This window comes from Desulfobotulus pelophilus (genome assembly GCF_026155325.1).
Taxonomy (GTDB): domain Bacteria; phylum Desulfobacterota; class Desulfobacteria; order Desulfobacterales; family ASO4-4; genus Desulfobotulus; species Desulfobotulus pelophilus.
On sequence record NZ_JAPFPW010000008.1, the window covers coordinates 25,530 to 44,251 of the forward strand.

The window sequence follows — 18,722 nt, forward strand, 5'->3', positions numbered from 1 at the left end:
AACGTTATGGAGAAAAGGCTGGATCAGAATGAACAGAAACAAAGAATGGATGGCTGTGGTCAGAGGGGAGGCACCTGCCGATCTTCTTCTGACAGGGGCAAAAATCGTGAATGTGTATACAGGAGAAATTCTGGAACAGTCCCTTGCCGTTCATCAGGGGCGTTTTGCAGGATTCGGGGACTATGAGGCAAAGGATACGATCCATCTGAAGGGCCTGTTTCTGATTCCGGGTTTCATTGACGCCCACGTTCACATAGAAAGCAGTATGGCCGCACCATCCCAGTTTGTGAAAACCGTTCTTCCCAGAGGTACGACAGCCGTTGTGGCTGATCCCCATGAAATTGCCAATGTACTGGGGAAGGAAGGCATTCAGTATATGCTGGATGCCAGCGAAAATCAGCCCATGGATCTTTTTTTCACCCTGCCATCCTGCGTGCCAGCTACGCACATGGAAACCGCTGGAGCCAGGCTGGAGGCAGAGGATCTGGAACCTTTTCTGAGCCATCCAAGGATTCTGGCTCTGGCGGAAATGATGAATTTTCCGGGGGTGATATTCGGTGATCCCGGTGTTCATGCCAAAATTAAAGCCAGTCATGGTGCCGGGAAACCGGTAGATGGCCACGCTCCCGGTCTTTCCGGCAAAGCCCTGAACGCCTACCTTTCCGCAGGTATTGCTTCGGACCATGAATGCACCACTGCGGAGGAAGCATTGGAAAAAATGCGGGGTGGTATGCACATCATGGTGCGGGAAGGCACCTGTGCTCAGAATCTTTACGGACTTCTGCCTGCCCTGAATGAGCAGACCTGTCGGCGGATGATGTGGTGTACGGATGATCGTCACCCCCATGATCTGATGCAGGAAGGTCATGTGGATGATATTGTACGCCGGGCCATTGCAGAGGGAGTGGATCCCGTAACGGCCATTCAGATGGCTACCCTGAACCCTGCGGAGTATTTTGGTTTGCGGGACAGGGGGGCTATAGCGCCGGGCCTGCAGGCGGATTTCCTGGTGGTGAGAGATCTGGATGCCCTGCATATTGATGCTGTGTATGTAAAAGGACGGCTTGTGGCGGAAAAGGGACAGCTTGCGGCAGATATTGTGCTTCCCGAAACGCATTCTCCTCCGGAATCCATGCGCCTGAGGGAAGACCAGCTGGATTTTTCCATTCCGGCGGAAGGGAAACGGATCCGGGTTATGGAAGTTATACCGGGGCAGGTGGTAACCGCGAGCCTTGTCATGGATGCCTGTATCCGTGACGGGCTGGCAGTGGCGGATCCGGAGCAGGATCTGGTAAAGCTTGCTGTGGTGGAGCGTTATACGGGGAGTGCCGGATGCGGCATGGGGTTTGTCCGGGGCCTTGGTATCCGCAAGGGAGCTCTGGCTTCCAGTGTGGGCCATGACTCCCATAATCTCATTGTTGCCGGAGATACGGATGACGACATGAGAACAGCGGCTGAGGCTGTGATTGCCATGAAAGGCGGTATGGTTGTGGTGAAGGAGGGCAGGGTTGTGGCTTCCCTCTCCCTTTCCATAGCCGGACTGATGTCCACCGCGGCCATGGAAGACATTGATGCCGCCATGGCGGATCTGATCCGGGAGGCAAAAGCTCTGGGTTGCACACCGGCAGATCCCTTCATGACCGTAGGCTTTCTCTCCCTGCCCGTTATTCCTTCCTTAAAGCTCACGGATAAAGGCCTTGTGGATGTGGACCGTTTTGAACGGGTGCCTCTTTTTCTGGAAGAGGGCAGAGAGTGACACGGCAAACGGTGGAGCACTGCTGGCGGACAGTTTGGGAAAGGTCTTTGGATGGGTAGAAGCTGTTCACGTTTTTTTCTGGAGGTATCCCTTTGTCCCCTTTTTCTTTGGTGAAAGATTTTCCTGCCTCCCCTCTGGTCATTGCCCACAGGGGGTACAGAATGCGTTTTCCGGAAAATACCCTGCCCGCCTTTGATGCGGCATGGAACGCCGGTGCCCGCATGGTTGAGCTGGATGTGCAATGGAGCCGGGATGGCCGGATCATGGTGCATCATGATACAAGTCTGGAACGTTGCAGCAATGGCAAGGGAATGGTCAGGGAACATAATGCATATTTTCTGCGGCAGCTGGATGCGGGATCATGGTTTTCCCGTGCCTTTGCGGGAACGGTTATTCCCTTTCTGGAAGAGGTGGTCGCCGGTGTTCCCGAGGGAGGCTGGCTCAATGTGGAGGTTAAGCCGGAGGCTGTTTCAGAAGCCAAAAACATGAGCAGAATGCTGGCCTCTCTGATGGCCATATGTGCTCCATTGAAGGGTCGCATTGTGGTATCGAGCTTTCATCATGGTTTTCTGAAACAGCTGGCACGGCTTCCCCATGCACCTTTCATCGGTGTGCTGAGCAGCCGCTGGCAGAAGGAAGAAGCCCTTCTGGCCTTTGCTACGGAACTCAAGGCCTTTGCCTGGCATCCCGACCACAGGGGCCTGGAAAAAACGGTGGTTCGCCGTATGAAGGAGGCCGGGCTCCGGGTTTATCCTTATACGGTCAATGATCAGGACCGGGCAGCCGCCCTGCTGGCCATGGGCGTGGATGGCTTTTTTTCCGATGACGCTGAAATTTTAAAAGGAAGGGATGGGTATGATTCTACCTGATCGAATGAGCATTGGTGCAAAATTGATGACAGGAGTAGTCGTCCTGCTGATTCTGACCTGTTCCGGCATGGGTTTTTTTTCGTACCGCGCGGCTTATCAGACCCTTCATAATACCATTGAAGAGTCCCTGCCCGTCATTGCGGAAGAAGGCGCCAAATATATCCGGGGTCAGCTGGACAACTATATTCTGGGCATAGAAAGTGTGGCTCAGCGTCAGGTGATTCGGAGCATGAACTGGCAGGAACAGCGACTGGCCATGGAAAGCGAGGTCCGTCGGCTGGGATATATGGATATGGGTATTGTCACCCCCGACGGGCTGGCCCGTTATCCGGATGGGACTACGGCTGAGCTGGGAGACCGTGGTTACGTGAAGGATGCCTTTGGTGGAAAAACCGTGATATCGGATGTGATTATCAGCCGTATTATTGATGCACCGGTTATGATGATGGCAAGTCCTGTCCGGGATGAGAACCGACGGATTGTGGCTGTTCTCATCGCCCGGCTGGACGGTAATGTCCTTTCCCGCATTTCTGGGGACATCAAATACGGAGAAAATGGATACTCCTATGTGATTAATGAAAAAGGCGCTCTGGTTGCCCACAACAATCGGGATTACGTGATGGAATCCCGCAATTTTCTTGAAGAGGGAAAAAACAATCCCCAGTACCGGCGCGTATCCGAAATGATGCAGCGCATGGTCAGGGGGGAGCGTGGTTTTGATGAATATCATTTTATGGGAGAAGACCGTCTTTTCGGTTTTGTTCCCATTGAAGGGACCAACTGGTTCATTACCGTTGGGGCGTTGAAGAATGAGGTCTTTGCGGATATTCATGCCATGCGGCTCCGCTTTCTGCTGTTTTCCGCAGGTTTTATTGCACTGGGGTGCATAGCCGCTTTTTTCTTCAGCCGGGCCCTTGTCTCTCCCATCCGGGATGTGGTCAGCATGTTGAAGGATATTGCCGGAGGAGAAGGCGATCTGACCCGGCGGCTCAGTGTGTCTACAAAAGATGAGATTGGTGATCTTGCTGCGTACTTCAATGCCTTTGTAGAAAAAATTCAGTCTCTTGTAACCATGATCGGTGACAATGTGCAAACCCTTGCCTCTTCCGCATCGGGTCTTTCCGCTGTCAGTACCCAGACCACGCAGGGTGTACAGTCTATGTCCGCAAAAACCTCTACAGCAGCCAGAGCTGCGGAGGAATCGCGTCTGAACACAACGGCTGTTGCGGCCAGTATGGAAGAAACCAGCACCAACCTTACCTCTGTGGCCAGCGCCACTGAAGAGATGAGCGCCACCATTGGAGAAATTGCATCGGGTTCGGAAAAGGCAAGGGCCATCAGCCATCAGGCGGGAGTTCAGGCGGCCTCCGTTTCTGCCCTGATGCATGAATTCGGGCAGGCCGCCCGTGAGATTGATCAGGTAAGCGAGACCATAACCAATATCTCTTCCCAGACCAATCTTCTGGCCCTCAATGCCACCATAGAGGCGGCCAGGGCCGGGGATGCCGGTAAGGGTTTTGCCGTGGTTGCAGGGGAAATCAAAGAGCTGGCCCGTCAGACCGCTGCCGCAACGGAAGATATCAAATCAAGGATCAGCGGCGTGCAGGAGTCTTCTGCCACAGCCATTGCGGATATTGAGAAGATTACCGGTGTGATTGCAGAGGTCTGTGAACTGGTTGCCGGCATGGCCGCTGCCATTGAGCAGCAGACGGCCGTTACCCGGGAAGTGGCCGCCAACATTGCCCAAGCCTCCACCGGTGTGCAGGATGCCAATGAAAGGGTTTCTCACATTGCTTCTTCGTCGGAAACCATGGAAGCGGATATCCGGGATGTGGATCAGACGGCAGCGGAACTTAAGGCCGGTGGTCAGAAGGTGGAAGAAAGTGCGGTGGAGCTTTCCCGGCTGGCCGGACATCTGAGAGAGCTGGTATCCCAGTTCAGAGTTTGACAATAGGAGAATGCATGTCTTTTTTACCCTCTACCCGTCCCATCTGGCCCCATCCCGAAGAGGAAGGGGTTGTTCAGGTTATTGATCAGCGGCTTCTGCCCCACAAGGTGCAGATTCTGGATTTGCGCACAGTGGAGGATGCCATAGAAGCCATTCGGACCCTTACGGTGCGGGGTGCCCCTCTTATCGGGGCCTCTGCCGCCTGGGCCATGTATCTTGCCGCCTTCACTTCTCCCGGAGGCAGGGCGGAGTACCCTTGGATGGAAGACTGCTGCCGGAGAATCAAAGAGGCCCGTCCCACGGCCGTCAACCTTGCATGGGCTGCGGACCGGCTGATGGAAAAGCTGGTAGGGGTTCCGGAAGGCCCGGAACGAATTGTGGCCATGTATGAGGAAGCGGCAGCGGTTACGGATGAAGAAGCCCGTCGCTGCAGAGCCATTGGCGAGCATGGTCTTCCCCTTATTCAGGAGATAGCCAGAGTTAAAAACGGTGCTCCCGTCAACATTCTCACCCACTGTAATGCGGGATGGCTGGCCTGTGTGGCATACGGAACGGCTACAGCTCCTATTTATGCGGCCCATGGTGCGGGAATTCCCGTTCATGTGTGGGTGGATGAAACCCGTCCTTTGAATCAGGGTTCCCGGCTTACGGCCTGGGAGCTGGGAGAGGCTGGGGTACCCCATACGGTGATTGCGGACAATACGGGAGGCCATCTCATGCAGCAGGGGATGGTGGATATGGTGATTGTGGGAACGGACCGGACCACCGGTACAGGAGATGTGGCCAACAAAATCGGGACCTATCTCAAGGCTCTGGCCGCAAAGGACAATGGCGTGCCATTTTACGTAGCTCTGCCCTCTTCCACCATTGACTGGGAGCTGGAAAAGGGATCGGATATTCCCATAGAAGCCAGAAGTCCGGATGAAGTGCGGTATGTCCATGGCATGGACGATGAGGGCAGGCTGACAAGGGTGCTGGTGCCTCCGGCTGCCAGTCCTGCCATGGATTATGCCTTTGATGTGACACCGGCCAGGCTGGTGACGGGTCTCATTACGGAAAAGGGTTTCTGTGCGGCCAGCAGAGAGGGACTTCTTTCTCTTTTTCATGAACCATAGGGTCTGGTGGAACAGGAAGGAAGAGTTTGGCTGTGCATGGGCCATGCTTGGTATGATTTTTTTGACCGGCCGTCTTAGACGTACCGGTGCTTGTTAAAAAAGGGTGGCCATGGCCACCCTTTTTTCATACCGGATGATTTTGTATCGGTTTTCTGATGGTTTCGCAGCAGAACAACATTTTATTTTTCAGTTACATAGGTGCCGGGTGCCGGGCCAAGGTCTCTGGCTTTTTCCGGAGGCCATGGCAGTTTGTCCGTTTCCGGCTGACTGCGTTCCTTCAGCCAGGCAGTCCAGTCCGGCCACCAGCTGCCTTCGTGCATGTGGGCCGTGGCCAGCCAGTGCTCCGGTCCTTGGCCGAGGGTACCGTCCGTATGGTAATGCCCTTTGCTTCCCGGAGGGTTGATGACGCCCGCAATGTGACCGCTGGAGGAAAGAACGAACTTGATGGGCGATGTTACAAAGTGGGGAATTCTGTATACGGATTTCCACGGGGCAATGTGATCTTTCAGTGTACCTACGGAATAAAGATCCATATCGATGTTCCGGAGATCAATGCTGCGGCCGTCGTCCATGCGGAATTTACCTTCGGTGAGTTCATCTTCCAGATAGAGACGCTCAAGGATATCAATGTGCAGCCGCATGGGCATGCGGGTGCCGTCGTCGTTCCAGAACAGGAAATCCAGATTGAAGGGGTCTTTTCCGAGGAAGAACTCATCAATGAGGAAGTTCCAGTACAGATCTCTGGGTCTCAGAAGGCTGTAGGTCTGCATCATGTTGGACTTGGGCAGGTAGCCCTGTTCTTCCATGAGATCCTGTAAAAAGGTAATCTGGCTTTCGTCAATAAAGCATCTCAGATCGCCGGCATCGCTGAAATCCAGCTGTGCGGCGAAAAAGGATATGCTCTGGATGGAGGTATCTTCCTGGCTCCTGAGATAGGCTGTGGCAATGGCACAGAGAATGGCTCCCATGCAGTATCCCGTAAGGTGTACCCCCTTACTTCCCGTGATGTTGCGGATTTCCGCTACGGCCTCCACAAGACCGGTTTTGACATAGCTGTCAATGCCATCGTTGCGGAAGCTGCCGTCCACATTTTTCCAGCTGATGATAAACACGGTGAAACCCTGTTCCGTCAGGTAGCGAGCCAGGCTGTTGTGGGGGCTAAGGTCCAGAATGTAGTATTTGTTGATCCAGGCTGGAACCAGGAGGATGGGGGTGCCGACGGCTTTATCCGTAACGGGTTCGTACTGGATCAGCTCGATGAGACGATTGCGGTACACTACTTTACCGGGAGTGCAGGCAAGGGTTTTGCCCACCTCGTAATAGTCATCCCGGCTGTGACGGACCACCAGCTCCCCCCCATGGGTGGAGAGGGTATCAATAAGGTTTTGTATACCTTTGACGATATTCTGCCCGCCTTGTTCCATGGTGGTGCGGATTACCTCCGGGTTGGTTACGGGAAAGTTGAGAGGGTTCATCATGGCGGTAATCTGGTGGGTAAAAAACTGTACCAGAAGATTGGAATGATTGGAAACACCGCGGATATCCTGAAGCCGGGTTTCCAGGTGGCTTTCCAGCCGAAGAAAAGTATCTCTGTAAAGGGAGAAGGGCCATGTTTCCCATTGGGGATCCCGGAAGCGGCGGTCAACGGAAGGAGGAGCCGTACCGGTCTGGATGGCTGCCATATCCGATAAAAAATGCATTTGCTCCAGAAAGAGGCGAAAGCGGGTTCCGGGGCTCCATGCCAGATGGATCATGGCGTCGAAATAGGCCCTGCTGAAGGCGGGAATATCAATGGGCCCGGTCAGGGGAACCATGGCTTTCCGGAAGTTACGGTCAATAATATGGGCTGCTTCCAGAACGCTGTCTTGAGTTGGCTTTTCCATGTTCTCTACAGCAGGATTCTCTTTGGCTGGTTTGGGATTGCGGATAATGGGCTTTTTCTGGGCTTTCATGAATCCTCCTTGCTGATATAACGAAGGTGGGAAGGGCTAACAGGGGGCAGGTCGCATTTCGGGAAACTCCGTCTTCTATATCATGCTTTATGAACAAGGAGCAATCCCTGTTGTTTTTTGCGGTGGAATCCTTCATCCTTTGATAAAAAAGACCCCGTGAATTTTTTGTGGTATACAAGTATGATCTTTATGGAAAAAGAGGGTGTTTTTTGCCCTGAATAATCCTTTGCAGGGCTTGCCGTCATATTGTTTTTTGTGTGTGAACCTTGTTTATTAGGGCAAAATCGTTATGCCAGCAGGATGACACTCTGTACTCATAGGGAGACGGAATCCTCAGGATTCACTAACTTTCCCCCCTTTCCCCTCTGCATGCAGGAGGCGCCATGTTTTCCTCCCTTTCTTCTCTGAAAGCCGTTTCACGGACACTGATGCTTCCTCTTTTTTTCAGGGCGGAAGAATGTCATGCAGCAGACCCCATTGTCCATGACCCCATGGCACGGGAACTTGTTGATCAGATCCCTTATAACTTTCATGCATTCAGGGGCCATACCCTGATGAAAACCGCAACACTGATGCGTGTGGCTGCCGTGGACCGCATGGTGCGGGACTTTCTTGCTTCCCATCCGGATGCGGTGGTGGTGAACGTGGGCGCCGGGCTGGACACCCGTTTTTTCCGCATGGACACGGGGAAGCTGGACTGGTATGAACTGGATCTGCCGGAAGTGATGGCCATCCGCCGTTTCTTTTTTGAGGAAACCCGGAGGTATCATATGATTGACGCGTCACTGCAAGATACCGGATGGTATGGTTCCATAGCGTCGGAGGGCCGCCCTCTGCTGATTATTGCGGAGGGTGTTCTGATGTATCTGTCAGAAAAGTGTGTGCGGAGTTTTGTGCAACAGATTCAGAAACATTTTGCCTGCTCTTCTCTGGTATTTGATGCCGTCAGTCCCTATCAGGTGGCGATGAGTGCTTTCAACCCTACCCTCTGGCTGATGGGAGCCCGTTTCAGCTGGGGTATCAGCAGTCCCCGTGAACTGGAAGGCTGGCAGGGAGATATCCGGCTTTATGAAAGCTGCTATTACCTGAATGAGCCCCTGCCCCGGATGGGGTGGCTGAACTTTTTTTCCTGTTCACCGGCCGTACGTTTTGGCTTTTCCGTGCAGGCCTATGTTCTTGGAAAAACACCTTCTCCCTGAGCCACCGGACCTTCAAGGTCCTTATCCCCATGGTATTGATTTAAAAACGTTTTTGTGGAGTCCCTATGCTGACAGAAGATGAAAAAAAGATTATCAGTGCCATTCAGGGAGATCTTCCTCTGGATCCAAGGCCCTACAGAATTCTTGCCGAAAGTGTTGGAATGGATGAGGATCGCTTTCTTATCCTTCTTAAAGGACTGGATGAAAGAAAGCTGATCCGTCGTTATGGAGCCACCCTGCGCCATCAGAAATCCGGTTTCTCGGCCAATGCCATGGTGGCATGGAAGGCTCCGGAAGACAGGGTTCTTGAGATTGGCAGAATCATGGCTGGTTTTGAAGCCGTTTCCCATTGCTATCGCAGGGATCCCAAGCCGGGCTGGCCCTATAATCTTTATACCATGGTCCATGCGAGAACCCATGAATCCTGTCGCAGTCTCGTGGCGGAAATGTCGCAGCAGGCAGGCCTTGCAGAGTACTCCATGCTGTTCAGCATCCGGGAGCTGAAAAAAACATCCATGCGCTATTTCGAGTCGGAAGACTGGATGGAAGATGGCGAAGGGTGAGAAAGGTTTACAGATGGGGTATTCCGGCGTGCAGGCCCCATGACCGCTGTCACGGGGCCTCTGCCTGTTACTTTTTCCGTGCCAGTACAACAGCCCGGTTGACAATATTTTCCACAAAATAGCCAAAATGACGCAGTACATCTTTGTCCGGGCCTGAAGCGCCGAAGGTTTCTATGGAAATAATGTCGCCTTCGTCACCTGCATACTTATGCCAGCCCATGGCAATGCCGGCTTCAATCACCAGCCTTTTTGTAAGGGCCGGGGGCAGAATGCGTTTTTTGTATTCGTCCGTATCCTTTTCAAAGAGTTCCCAAGAGGGCATGCTGATCACCCGTGCCTGAATTCCTTTTTCCAGAAGAATCCTGCGTGCCTCCACAGCCAGATGCACCTCAGAACCGGAAGCAATGAGAGCCATATCCGGTGTTCCTTCGGCATCCTCCAGAATATAGGCACCCCTTTCCGGCCGTCCTCTTTTATTGTCGGTATGGAGAACGGGAAGCCCCTGACGGCTGAGAATCAGGGCTGTGGGGCTGGAGTTGCTGCGCATGGCTACTTTCCATCCCACGGCCGTTTCATTGGCATCCGCCGGCCGGAAAACCGTAAGATTGGGGATGGCCCGTAAGGAGGCCAGATGCTCCACGGGCTGGTGGGTGGGACCATCTTCGCCCACGGCAATGGAATCGTGGGTAAACACATAGATGAGAGGCAGGTGCATGAGGCTGGCCACCCGGATGGCAGGGCGCATATAGTCGGCAAAGACAAGGAAGGTGGCGCCGTAGGGCCGGATTCCGTTGTGCAGGAACATGCCTGCCATAATGGCACCCATGGCGTGTTCCCTGACACCGAAACGGATATTGCGGCCTTCGGGGCTTTCGGCCTGAAACTCTGTTTCGCTGTTTAAAAAGGTTTTATTGGAGGGTGCCAGATCGGCGGATCCACCCATCAGGGAAGGAACTTTTGCGGCAATGGCATTGAGCACCTTGCCGGAAGCTGCCCGTGTGGCAACTTTCTCACCGGGGGTAAAGTAGGGAATGTCCTTATCCCATCCATCTGTGAGAAAACCGCTCATGGAATCCAGCCAGAGGTTGGCCATAGCCTTATGTTCTGCTGCGTAGCGACGGAAAAGTTCCAGCCAGGCATCTTCCTTTTCCTGCATCGTTGCCTGAACACCGGCAAAGTGGGCGTATACTTCGTCCGGAACGTGGAAGGCGGCATCCTCTGGCCATCCATAGGCTTTTTTGGTCAGGCGGACCTCTTCGGCACCCAGAGGAGCGCCATGGGCATCCGCGGATCCTTCCTTGTTGGGACTGCCAAAGGCAATGCGGGTTTTCAGAACAATCAGGGAAGGTCTGTCCGCAATGGTTTTGGCCGTTTCCAGAGCCTCTGTTATGGCATCCAGATCATTGCCGTCGGTGAGGGTCTGGGTGTGCCATCCCATGGCTTCCATGCGACCGGCCACATTTTCCGTAAAGGCAATGTTGGTTGATCCTTCAATGGAAATGTCGTTGGCATCGTAGAGACAGATCAGTCTGCCCAGTTTCTGATGACCCGCAAGGGACATGGCTTCATAGGCAATACCTTCCATGAGATCCCCGTCACCGCACATTACATAGGTGAAGTGCTTTACCAGATCAAAGCCGGGCCGGTTGAAGCGGGCGGCCAGATGGCGTTCTGCCATGGCCATGCCCACGGCATTGGCAATGCCCTGACCTAAGGGACCGGTGGTGGTTTCCACCCCGGGTGTGTGGCCGAATTCAGGATGCCCCGGTGTTCTGGAACCCATCTGACGGAAGGCTTTCAGGTCTTCCAGGGAGACACCGTATCCGGAAAGATGCAGCAGGCTGTAAAGCAGCATGGAGCCATGACCGCCGGAAAGTACAAAGCGGTCTCTGTCCAGCCATGCGGGGTTTTTGGGGTTGTGGTTCATCACCCGGGTCCAGAGGGCATAGGCGGCGGGTGCAAGGCCCATGGGGGCTCCGGGGTGTCCGGAATTGGCCTTTTCTATGGCATCCATGGCCAGGGTACGGATGGTGGTAACGCAGAGGGCGTCTGTGGACGGGGTGGAACTCATGGGGCATCTCCTTGGAAAAAAAGAAAAAAGCATCCTCCTTCGGTCAATCCGGGCCATTGGTTACACCGGATGTGAGCAGGATGCAAGAATTTTCAGGGCTTGCAGGTTCTATGGACAAGATGCATTGGCTGAACCTCCTCATGGCTAAAGCCAGATGCTTTACGATGAGGTTTGGTAAAAAAGGCTGGAACGATCTGCTTCATGCCCGTGCAGAAAGATGCCCTCCCTGCACAGGGAGGGCATCCGGAAATACCGTTCCTTCCCGTCTGAGCGGGAAATGCGGTTTTAAAGGGCTCTGAGATATTCGGGTTTCAGTTTGATCTTTCCTGCCAGTGCATCGGTGATCATTTTGAGGGTTCTGTCCCTGTCCTGAGGCAGACGGGCCCGAATGGGCAGATAATTGGATGCATGATTGGCATGGAACAGTCCATCGGAAAGATCTGTGCTGGCAATCATCATACCCAGCTCCTGCAGCATTTCCTCCGCACCGATCAGTTCAAAACGCCCTTCCTGATGATCTTTGTTCAACGGAGCCCCCGGTGTCAGCATGAGGCTTAAGGCACCCACAAATTCGGGGTCTATGGCCGTCAGCACCCTGCCCGTTTCCTTTGCATGGATCATGGAGCGCTCCCTTCCGGCAACGCCATTCAAGACAGTAATGGACAGCTTGATGCCAGCGGAGCGAATTTTTTTGCCCATTTCTATCATGCGGGCACTGTCCGCTCCTTTATGAATGGCTTTCAGGGTCACGTCATCTCCCGTTTCAAGGCCAAAATAAGCAATGGTCAGCCCCAGATCCTTGAGCTGTTTCATTTCTTCAACCGTTTTGGAGGCAATGCTCTTGGTGTTGGCGTAGGTCCCCACCCTTTCCAGCCAGGGTAACTGGCTCCTGATGCGCTCCATGATGGGTACCAGCCGCTTCATGGGCAGGATCAGGGCATCACCGTCACAGAGAAAAAGCCTGTTGATGCGGCGGTATTTTCTGGCGGCATAGTCGATATCCTTGAAGATCTGTTCATCGGTTTTAATGGTGAAGCGTTTGGCTTTGTACATCTCGCAGAAGGTGCACTTGTTGTGGGAGCAGCCCACCGTCACCTGCAGTAAAATAGAATCCGCCTCGCTGGGGGGGCGGAAGATCATGCCCTGATAATCCATAGGTTCTCACCTTTATTAATATGGTTTTTTTATGGTTTTAACTTCTTGTGCCATGTAATCTCCGCATGGGTGGAACGGGGAGACCGGTTGAGGAGCGGGTGCGGCCTTACTTTTTTGTGCGTGGCCGGAAGCTCTGTTATCCTTAAAAACATACAACACTTTCCAGTCCTTGCAAGGCCTGCCCTTGACAAGCGCTTTTTTCACCCCATTTTTTGGCAGAAATGGAACCGTGTGCACTCTGTGTTGTTTAATGTATCACACCTGAGGAGAAAAAGACCCATGAAGCAGGAAACCCACGCCTTTCAGACGGAAGTGAAGCAGATGCTTCACCTCATTATCCATTCCTTATATTCCAACAAGGAGATTTTTTTACGGGAACTGATCTCCAACGCCTCCGATGCCATTGACAAGCTGAGGTTTAAATCCCAGACGGAACCGGAAATACTTGGAAAAGATACGGATTTTTATATCCGGATCAGGCCGGATAAGGAAAAGAAAACCCTGGTCATTGAAGATAACGGCATCGGTATGAGCTTTGAAGAAGCCGTTGAAAACCTGGGTACCATTGCCAAGAGCGGCACGGCCGGTTTCATGGAGGCACTGGAAGCCACCCGCAAAGAAGGCCTGCTCACACCGGAGCTGATTGGTCAGTTTGGTGTGGGATTTTATTCCTCTTTTATTGTGGCGGAAAAGGTGGTGGTGGAAAGCCGCGCTGCCGGTGCGGAAAAGGGGGTCCGCTGGGAATCCGAAGGCAGCGGAGAATACTCTGTAGCCGAGATCGAAAAGGAAGACAGGGGAACCCGTATCACTCTTTTTCTGAAGGAGGGGGAAGAAGGGGACCTCAGTTTTACCGAAGAATGGACCATTAAGGATATCATCAAGCGTCACTCCGATTTCATAGCCTATCCCATTCTCATGGAAACGGACTCCTACGAGCCTGTTCCGGAGGAAGAACAGGAAAAGGATGAGGAAGGCAAGGCAAAGGAAACCATGCGCAAGGTGCGCAAGGATGAAACCTTAAATTCCATGAAAGCCATCTGGGCCAGAAAAAAAGAAGATGTGAAAGAAGAGGAGTATACGGAGTTCTACCGCCATATCTCCAAAAACTGGGATGAGCCTGCAGATAAACTGCATCTTCATCTGGAAGGGGCTGTGGAGTATGATGTGCTCCTCTTCATTCCCTCCAAAGCGCCCTTTGACCTTTTCCAGAGGGACAGAAGACACGGCCTGCACCTTTACTGCAAGCGGGTCTTTGTCATGGACGACTGCAAGGAGCTGCTGCCGGAATATTTAGGCTTTATACACGGGGTTGTGGATGCGCCGGATCTGGACCTCAATGTCAGCCGTGAAATTCTTCAGCAGAACAGCCTTGTACGCAATATCCGTAAAAACATTGTAAAAAGGGTGTTTGATCTTCTCTCTAAAATGGAAGAGGACGCCTATCTTTCCTTCTGGAAAGAGTTCGGGCCCATGCTCAAGGCAGGCATTCCCACGGATTTTGACAATAAGGAAAAAATTGCAGGTCTTCTGCGTTATCCCACCACAAAGTCCGGAGAAAAACTCAAAGGTCTCAAAGAGTATGTGGAAAACATGGCCGAAGGCCAGGAAGCCATCTACTATCTTTCCGGTGAAAATCTTTCGGCCCTGATAAACAGCCCCCACCTGGAAGCCCTGAAGGCTAAGGATTATGAGGTTCTGCTCATGACCGATCCGGTGGATGAATGGGTGGTGGACAGCCTGAGGGAATTTGAGGGGAAACCCCTGAAAAGTGCTGAAAAAGGTGATCTGGAACTGGAAAAGCCTTCTGAAGAGGTGGCCGAAAGCTTTAAGGGACTCTTTGAATTTATTCAAAAAGAACTGGACGAGGATGTAAAAGAGGTGAAGGCTTCCGCCCGGCTCAAGGAGTCTGTGGCCTGCCTTTCCGCCGATGCCTTTGCCATGAGTGCTTTCATGGAAAAGGTGATGCAGGCTTCCGGTCAGGAAATGCCTAAACAAAAAAGGGTGCTGGAGCTGAATACGGCACATCCCGTACTGGAGCGGCTGAAGGAGCGCTTTACGGCGGATCCGGCAGCCCCTTCCATGAAAGACTGGGCGCTTATGCTCTTTGACCTTGCCGTGGTCAGTGAGGGCGGCCGTATTGAAAATCCTTCCCGTTTTTCCAGGATGGTGGGTGAGCTGATGGCTGAAAACCTGTCTGGAAGTAGGTAGCCGGTTGTGGAGTGGGGGCAGGCTTTCAGTCTGCCCCCGTTTGTCTGTATGGTAGAGGGCCTTCTCCCGGCCGAACAGGTGGTTGTCAAACAGGTCAGGCTACCCTCTCATGCGGCCTGTAGCGCCTAAGGGAAAGGTCGGATTCAGAGCCATGAGGTTTATGAATCGTTTATTGGGCATCCGATTCAATCCTGTCTGTTCTTGTCATTGTAAATAGACTTGTCCCCATGGGCAAAGCCGCAGAGGTTTATCCATACCCACCCTGAGAAAGTGGGAGGCTGCAGGTCGCATAATGGCGGAAATGCGTGGTGCCCTTGTGAGGGTTCGGGATTGCTGCTTTACCAGCAGCCAAACCTGTTCCGGATGCGTCCACGGGCTTGCAAGGCGGCCCCTTTCAGCCCGGTCATAGATCTGTCCGGAATGATCTCCCATGGCCGGGATGTGAATGCGGCCCTTCATTTGAAAAATCTTGCTGTTTTCAGTACGGCGAGTTCCGCCGTATCCTCAAGCCTGTGGAGAGGAAGGCTCTTATCTTTGCCGCACAGGGGTGAAACCTTCCCCCCGGGAAGCAGGAAGTCTGCGTCAGGTTACCTGTGGGTAGATTTGGCCAGGTCTGGCAGAACGGTTTATTCTTCCATGGCTGCCCAGTGAAGGTGGGGATAGTAGAACAGCAGAATGTCCCGGTAGTCCCTTCCGGCTTCGGCCATTTTCCGTGCCCCCCACTGGCTCATTCCCACGCCGTGACCGAATCCTTTCCCCTGAAAATGAAACACTCCCCTTTCATGGTTTATGGAAAAAGCCGTACTTTTCAGATTCATGGGCCCCACGCGGGTACGGAAGCGGCCTGCCGGAATGGTTGTTTCCTGGCGGCTGTCTCTGAAAACAAGGAGGTGGACCCTGCCCGAAGGTGTTGTGCCTTCCGGCCGGATGTCCAGAATACGGCCCATATCCCTCAGCTCAGGTACCATCTGGCGCAGTTCCCTTTCCGAAAAGGAGCATTTCCAGTATCCATGGGGTGTTTCCCGGGTCCAGAAGTCCATGATGGGTGTGAGATAGGGATAATCCTTACCCCACAGGGCGTCGGCAGCTTCCGTATGGCCGCCGCTGTCCGCATGAAAAGCCGTAAAGGCCGCCGTTCCTGCCCACACCATCACCTCTCCCCTCGTGGCTGTGACAGCCGCACTGCTTCTGGGATGTTCCCTTTCCGTGGAAAAAACCTGGGAGCGTGTGTCTGATTTTACATCATAGGGTTCATATTTTCTTTTTTCCATATGGTGAAGGGCATAGGTACGGGCGGCAACGGCCTGGGCTTTCAGGGCTTCTTCCGGCCATGAAGGCGGCATTTCCGCGGGTACCACGCCTTTTAGGTAGCTTTCCAGATCCAGTACGTTGACCAGCAGAAGGTGCCCTGCAGTGCTGTGGACCTGAAGGCGGCCCCTGTGTCTGCGTCCGTTGAGAAGGAAACTTCCATCGGGGCTCCGGATGGACAGGGGCTGACCTGTCGGGCGACCGTTGATGCGGATGCGGCCGCTTCTGTCCGTATCCAGAATCAGGCTGCTCCCCTTGCAGACTTCCGCATCCGTTACCATGTCTGTAACGGTAAGAGCAGAGCCGGAAATCTGGATACGGCTGGTGTCAAGGGAAAGGGCCACCCGTATCCCTTCCCGTGCGGTGGAAGGCAGGGTCTGTCGGCCTTGCAGAAATCGCAGAAAGGAACCGGCACTCTGCCTTCTGGGGTGATCGGGAAAGGCGGTAACAAAGTCTGCAAAGCCCTGAATGGCTTTTTCTTTCCGGCCGGACTGCATGGCAAGGACAGCCTTTTCAAACCGGGCATCTCCCAGAAGGGGACTTTTGGGATAGGCCGTAAGGAGCCGGTCCAGAGAGGCTGCTGCTTCATCCGTGTTTTCCATATGCAGCGCCTGAATTCGGGCTTCCATCCACAGGGCTTTTGCCCGGTCGTCCGGGCTGTCCGATACCGCGGCCCAGGAGCGAAGAATATGGATGGCCAGGGTGTAACGCTGCTCCTCCAGAGCCATGGAAAGTTCTTCAGGAAGGGCATGCGCCGAAGACGGGCGGAGAATAATCAAGAGGAAAAAAAGTGTCAGGAGAAAGGGGGATCTGCAAAGGGCGTGCTTTTTTGCAAAACAAGAGGATTTTTTTGCCATAAAAATGAGATCTCCTGAAAAAAGCCCGGAAAGTATCCGTCCGGCTGGAAGGGTTCCGGAACAGTGCGGCCGGGGCTGGATGGGCACCCCTTTCTTTGAGAAGGCTTTTTATAGTGATTTCAAACGAATGTCGATGAAAAACAAAGGGGACGATTGCCATATCCTTTCCTTTCATGTAGAAAAGATACAAAGAATCCTAGGGATAATAGTTTGTAATGGCTTTTACAAGAAACTCTCCACTGACAAAAGGAATGGGGCCATGCTCATGTCCATGGTGGGAAAAGCTGGTCGTCGTACCCTTTCTTTTCTGGATTATGCCACCCGCAACTTTGCGCTTACCTGGCGGCTTCTGTCCCTTGCTTTTTCCCGGGAAAAGGAGGGGCGGATCATGGTGCGCCGGGGGGTAGTGGAACAGATATATTTCACAGCAGTGCAGGCCCTTCCCATCATTATTCCCATCGCCCTTATCATTGGTATTCCCCTTGTTCTGCAGCTGGCTCGGGTATCGGGGCAGTACGATGCCGGCCGTCTTGCCGTTATTCTTGTTGTCCGGGAGGTCGGCCCCATTCTTACAGCCCTTGTGGTGACCCTTCGCTCGGCAACGGCTGTGACCATAGAGCTTGGCTATATGAGTGTTCTCAGGGAAATTGAAGCTCTGGAAATGGCGGGGATTGATCCGCTGCGGCTGATTTGTCTGCCAAGGCTTGTGGGCATTACGGTGGCCATTGTCTGTTTGTTTGTGGTCTTTGATGTGGTGGCCATAGCCGGGAGCTATGTCCTGATTTTTGCTTTTACCGATGCTCAGGTGGCCCAGTTTCTTTATAGTTTTTCTCAGGCCATTACGGGTCTTGATATTGTGGTGAGTTTAACCAAAGCCTTTTGTTTCGGCATCATTATTTCCGTTATATGTATGTTCAGGGGGCTTTCCTGCAAAGGAAATTTCACATGGATTGCCATCAATACATCCAAGGCATCCATGGAAAGTTTTTTCTTCTGTCTGGTGGCAAATATTTTTATAACAGTGGTGTTTTATGCCTGATATACAAGGAGTTTCCATCCGTCTGGAGAGTATCTGTCTTGGGGAGCCGTTGCCGGGGCCATTGTCGCTGGATCTGAAAGCCGGAGATATCTGTGAGATTCAGTCTGATGCACCGGAAAAGATCCGCTATTTTCTTAAATTTCTGGCCACTCTCCTGCGACCAGTAAGCGGACGGTACTGGCTGGATGACAGGGCTCTGGATTTTTCCGCCTATCAGTCCCTTCTGCCCGTGAAGCGAAGGATTGCCTATATGACTACGGACGCGGCCCTGATTACCAATCGCAGTCTGCAGGAAAATATTCTCATGGGAAAGGCCTGGCACCGAAACACCATGCATCCGGAGATGAGCCCTTTGTGCAGGGAGCTTTGTGCGGCCTTTTGTCTGGAAGAAAAGTTGCATCTCCGGCCGGCGGCCCTTGGGATCATGGGGCAGCGGGCCGTTGTGGCGGTTCGGGGGCTTGCCAAGGAACCGGGCCTGATTATTGTGGAGCGGCCGGAGGATTTTGTGGGAAGGGGCCGGAAACACATTTTGGTGCAGGCTTTGAAAGCTTGCAGCGAACAGGGGGCTTCCATTATTTTCTGGACCGATGATGCCGCCATAGGAAAGGGATGGACAACCCGGAAATGGCTGCTGGAGGGGGATTCTTTCCGGGAAGTTGGCCCGGATGGGAGGGAGTGAGGA

General features: G+C 53.2%; 14 protein-coding genes. 9 read left to right on the forward strand and 5 right to left on the reverse strand.

The features are described from left to right. The first annotated feature begins 28 nt into the window (after positions 1–28). From ade to mtnA, 4 genes are all read left to right on the forward strand, one after another. Positions 29–1,756 carry an adenine deaminase gene (gene ade / locus OOT00_RS08180; RefSeq protein ID WP_265424831.1) on the forward strand — a complete coding sequence of 576 codons (1,728 nt, stop codon included), beginning with the start codon at positions 29–31 and terminating at the stop codon, positions 1,754–1,756. Positions 1,757–1,866: 110 nt separating this feature from the next. Further along, the gene (locus tag OOT00_RS08185) at positions 1,867–2,625 is read left to right on the forward strand and encodes a glycerophosphodiester phosphodiesterase (protein ID WP_265424986.1); all 759 of its coding nucleotides are present in this window, start codon (positions 1,867–1,869) and stop codon (positions 2,623–2,625) included. Further along, positions 2,612–4,573: a methyl-accepting chemotaxis protein gene (locus OOT00_RS08190; protein ID WP_265424832.1), complete on the forward strand. Its 1,962-nt coding sequence runs from the start codon at positions 2,612–2,614 to the stop codon at positions 4,571–4,573. Before OOT00_RS08185 ends, OOT00_RS08190 begins: the two co-directional genes overlap by 14 nt. A 14-nt stretch (positions 4,574–4,587) precedes the next feature. Continuing rightward, positions 4,588–5,688, forward strand: coding sequence for an S-methyl-5-thioribose-1-phosphate isomerase (gene mtnA / locus OOT00_RS08195; protein WP_265424833.1), 1,101 nt, complete (start codon positions 4,588–4,590; stop codon positions 5,686–5,688). Between the two features lie 179 nt (positions 5,689–5,867). Here the strand turns inward: mtnA and OOT00_RS08200 are convergent, their stop codons facing one another. After that, on the reverse strand, positions 5,868–7,640 hold the full coding sequence (locus tag OOT00_RS08200) for a PHA/PHB synthase family protein (protein ID WP_265424834.1): 1,773 nt from the start codon (positions 7,638–7,640) through the stop codon (positions 5,868–5,870). Between the two features lie 383 nt (positions 7,641–8,023). On the opposite strand from OOT00_RS08200, the gene OOT00_RS08205 reads away from it, so the two are divergent. Together OOT00_RS08205 and ahbB are read left to right on the forward strand one after the other, a co-directional pair. Beyond that, positions 8,024–8,839: a class I SAM-dependent methyltransferase gene (locus OOT00_RS08205; RefSeq protein ID WP_265424835.1), complete on the forward strand. Its 816-nt coding sequence runs from the start codon at positions 8,024–8,026 to the stop codon at positions 8,837–8,839. 65 nt (positions 8,840–8,904) lie between these two features. After that, positions 8,905–9,402: a siroheme decarboxylase subunit beta gene (ahbB, locus tag OOT00_RS08210; RefSeq protein ID WP_265424836.1), complete on the forward strand. Its 498-nt coding sequence runs from the start codon at positions 8,905–8,907 to the stop codon at positions 9,400–9,402. A 67-nt stretch (positions 9,403–9,469) separates the two neighbouring features. Here the strand turns inward: ahbB and tkt are convergent, their stop codons facing one another. Together tkt and OOT00_RS08220 are read right to left on the reverse strand one after the other, a co-directional pair. Continuing rightward, positions 9,470–11,473: a transketolase gene (tkt, locus tag OOT00_RS08215; protein WP_265424837.1), complete on the reverse strand. Its 2,004-nt coding sequence runs from the start codon at positions 11,471–11,473 to the stop codon at positions 9,470–9,472. A gap of 285 nt (positions 11,474–11,758) precedes the next feature. After that, entirely contained in the window at positions 11,759–12,628 is an 870-nt protein-coding gene (locus OOT00_RS08220; RefSeq protein ID WP_265424838.1) for a radical SAM protein, read from the reverse strand. Positions 12,629–12,907: 279 nt separating this feature from the next. On the opposite strand from OOT00_RS08220, the gene htpG reads away from it, so the two are divergent. Next, positions 12,908–14,836 (forward strand): molecular chaperone HtpG, encoded by a 1,929-nt coding sequence (htpG, locus tag OOT00_RS08225; protein ID WP_265424839.1) that lies wholly within the window; start codon positions 12,908–12,910, stop codon positions 14,834–14,836. Positions 14,837–15,040: 204 nt separating this feature from the next. Here htpG and OOT00_RS08230 read toward each other — a convergent pair whose 3' ends face one another. Continuing rightward, positions 15,041–15,295 carry a hypothetical protein gene (locus tag OOT00_RS08230; RefSeq protein WP_265424840.1) on the reverse strand — a complete coding sequence of 85 codons (255 nt, stop codon included), beginning with the start codon at positions 15,293–15,295 and terminating at the stop codon, positions 15,041–15,043. Positions 15,296–15,462: 167 nt separating this feature from the next. Then, positions 15,463–17,001: a SpoIID/LytB domain-containing protein gene (locus tag OOT00_RS08235; protein ID WP_265424841.1), complete on the reverse strand. Its 1,539-nt coding sequence runs from the start codon at positions 16,999–17,001 to the stop codon at positions 15,463–15,465. A 259-nt stretch (positions 17,002–17,260) separates the two neighbouring features. Between OOT00_RS08235 and OOT00_RS08240 the strand changes: the two genes are divergently transcribed. Further along, positions 17,261–18,040, forward strand: coding sequence for an MlaE family ABC transporter permease (locus OOT00_RS08240; protein WP_265424842.1), 780 nt, complete (start codon positions 17,261–17,263; stop codon positions 18,038–18,040). After that, complete coding sequence (locus OOT00_RS08245) at positions 18,033–18,719, forward strand: P-loop NTPase family protein (protein WP_265424843.1); 687 nt, start codon at positions 18,033–18,035, stop codon at positions 18,717–18,719. The genes OOT00_RS08240 and OOT00_RS08245 overlap by 8 nt, the downstream gene beginning before the upstream one ends. Positions 18,720–18,722 lie beyond the last annotated feature (3 nt).

Coding starts and splice junctions, on each gene's coding strand:
- mtnA (WP_265424833.1), top strand. CDS start 4,588: ATGTCTTTTTTACCCTCTACCCGTCCCATCTGGCCCCATCCCGAAGAG.
- tkt (WP_265424837.1), bottom strand. CDS start 11,473: ATGAGTTCCACCCCGTCCACAGACGCCCTCTGCGTTACCACCATCCGT.
- OOT00_RS08245 (WP_265424843.1), top strand. CDS start 18,033: ATGCCTGATATACAAGGAGTTTCCATCCGTCTGGAGAGTATCTGTCTT.
- OOT00_RS08235 (WP_265424841.1), bottom strand. CDS start 17,001: ATGGCAAAAAAATCCTCTTGTTTTGCAAAAAAGCACGCCCTTTGCAGA.
- OOT00_RS08230 (WP_265424840.1), bottom strand. CDS start 15,295: ATGAAGGGCCGCATTCACATCCCGGCCATGGGAGATCATTCCGGACAG.
- OOT00_RS08220 (WP_265424838.1), bottom strand. CDS start 12,628: ATGGATTATCAGGGCATGATCTTCCGCCCCCCCAGCGAGGCGGATTCT.
- htpG (WP_265424839.1), top strand. CDS start 12,908: ATGAAGCAGGAAACCCACGCCTTTCAGACGGAAGTGAAGCAGATGCTT.
- OOT00_RS08200 (WP_265424834.1), bottom strand. CDS start 7,640: ATGAAAGCCCAGAAAAAGCCCATTATCCGCAATCCCAAACCAGCCAAA.
- OOT00_RS08240 (WP_265424842.1), top strand. CDS start 17,261: ATGCTCATGTCCATGGTGGGAAAAGCTGGTCGTCGTACCCTTTCTTTT.
- OOT00_RS08205 (WP_265424835.1), top strand. CDS start 8,024: ATGTTTTCCTCCCTTTCTTCTCTGAAAGCCGTTTCACGGACACTGATG.
- ade (WP_265424831.1), top strand. CDS start 29: ATGAACAGAAACAAAGAATGGATGGCTGTGGTCAGAGGGGAGGCACCT.
- OOT00_RS08190 (WP_265424832.1), top strand. CDS start 2,612: ATGATTCTACCTGATCGAATGAGCATTGGTGCAAAATTGATGACAGGA.
- ahbB (WP_265424836.1), top strand. CDS start 8,905: ATGCTGACAGAAGATGAAAAAAAGATTATCAGTGCCATTCAGGGAGAT.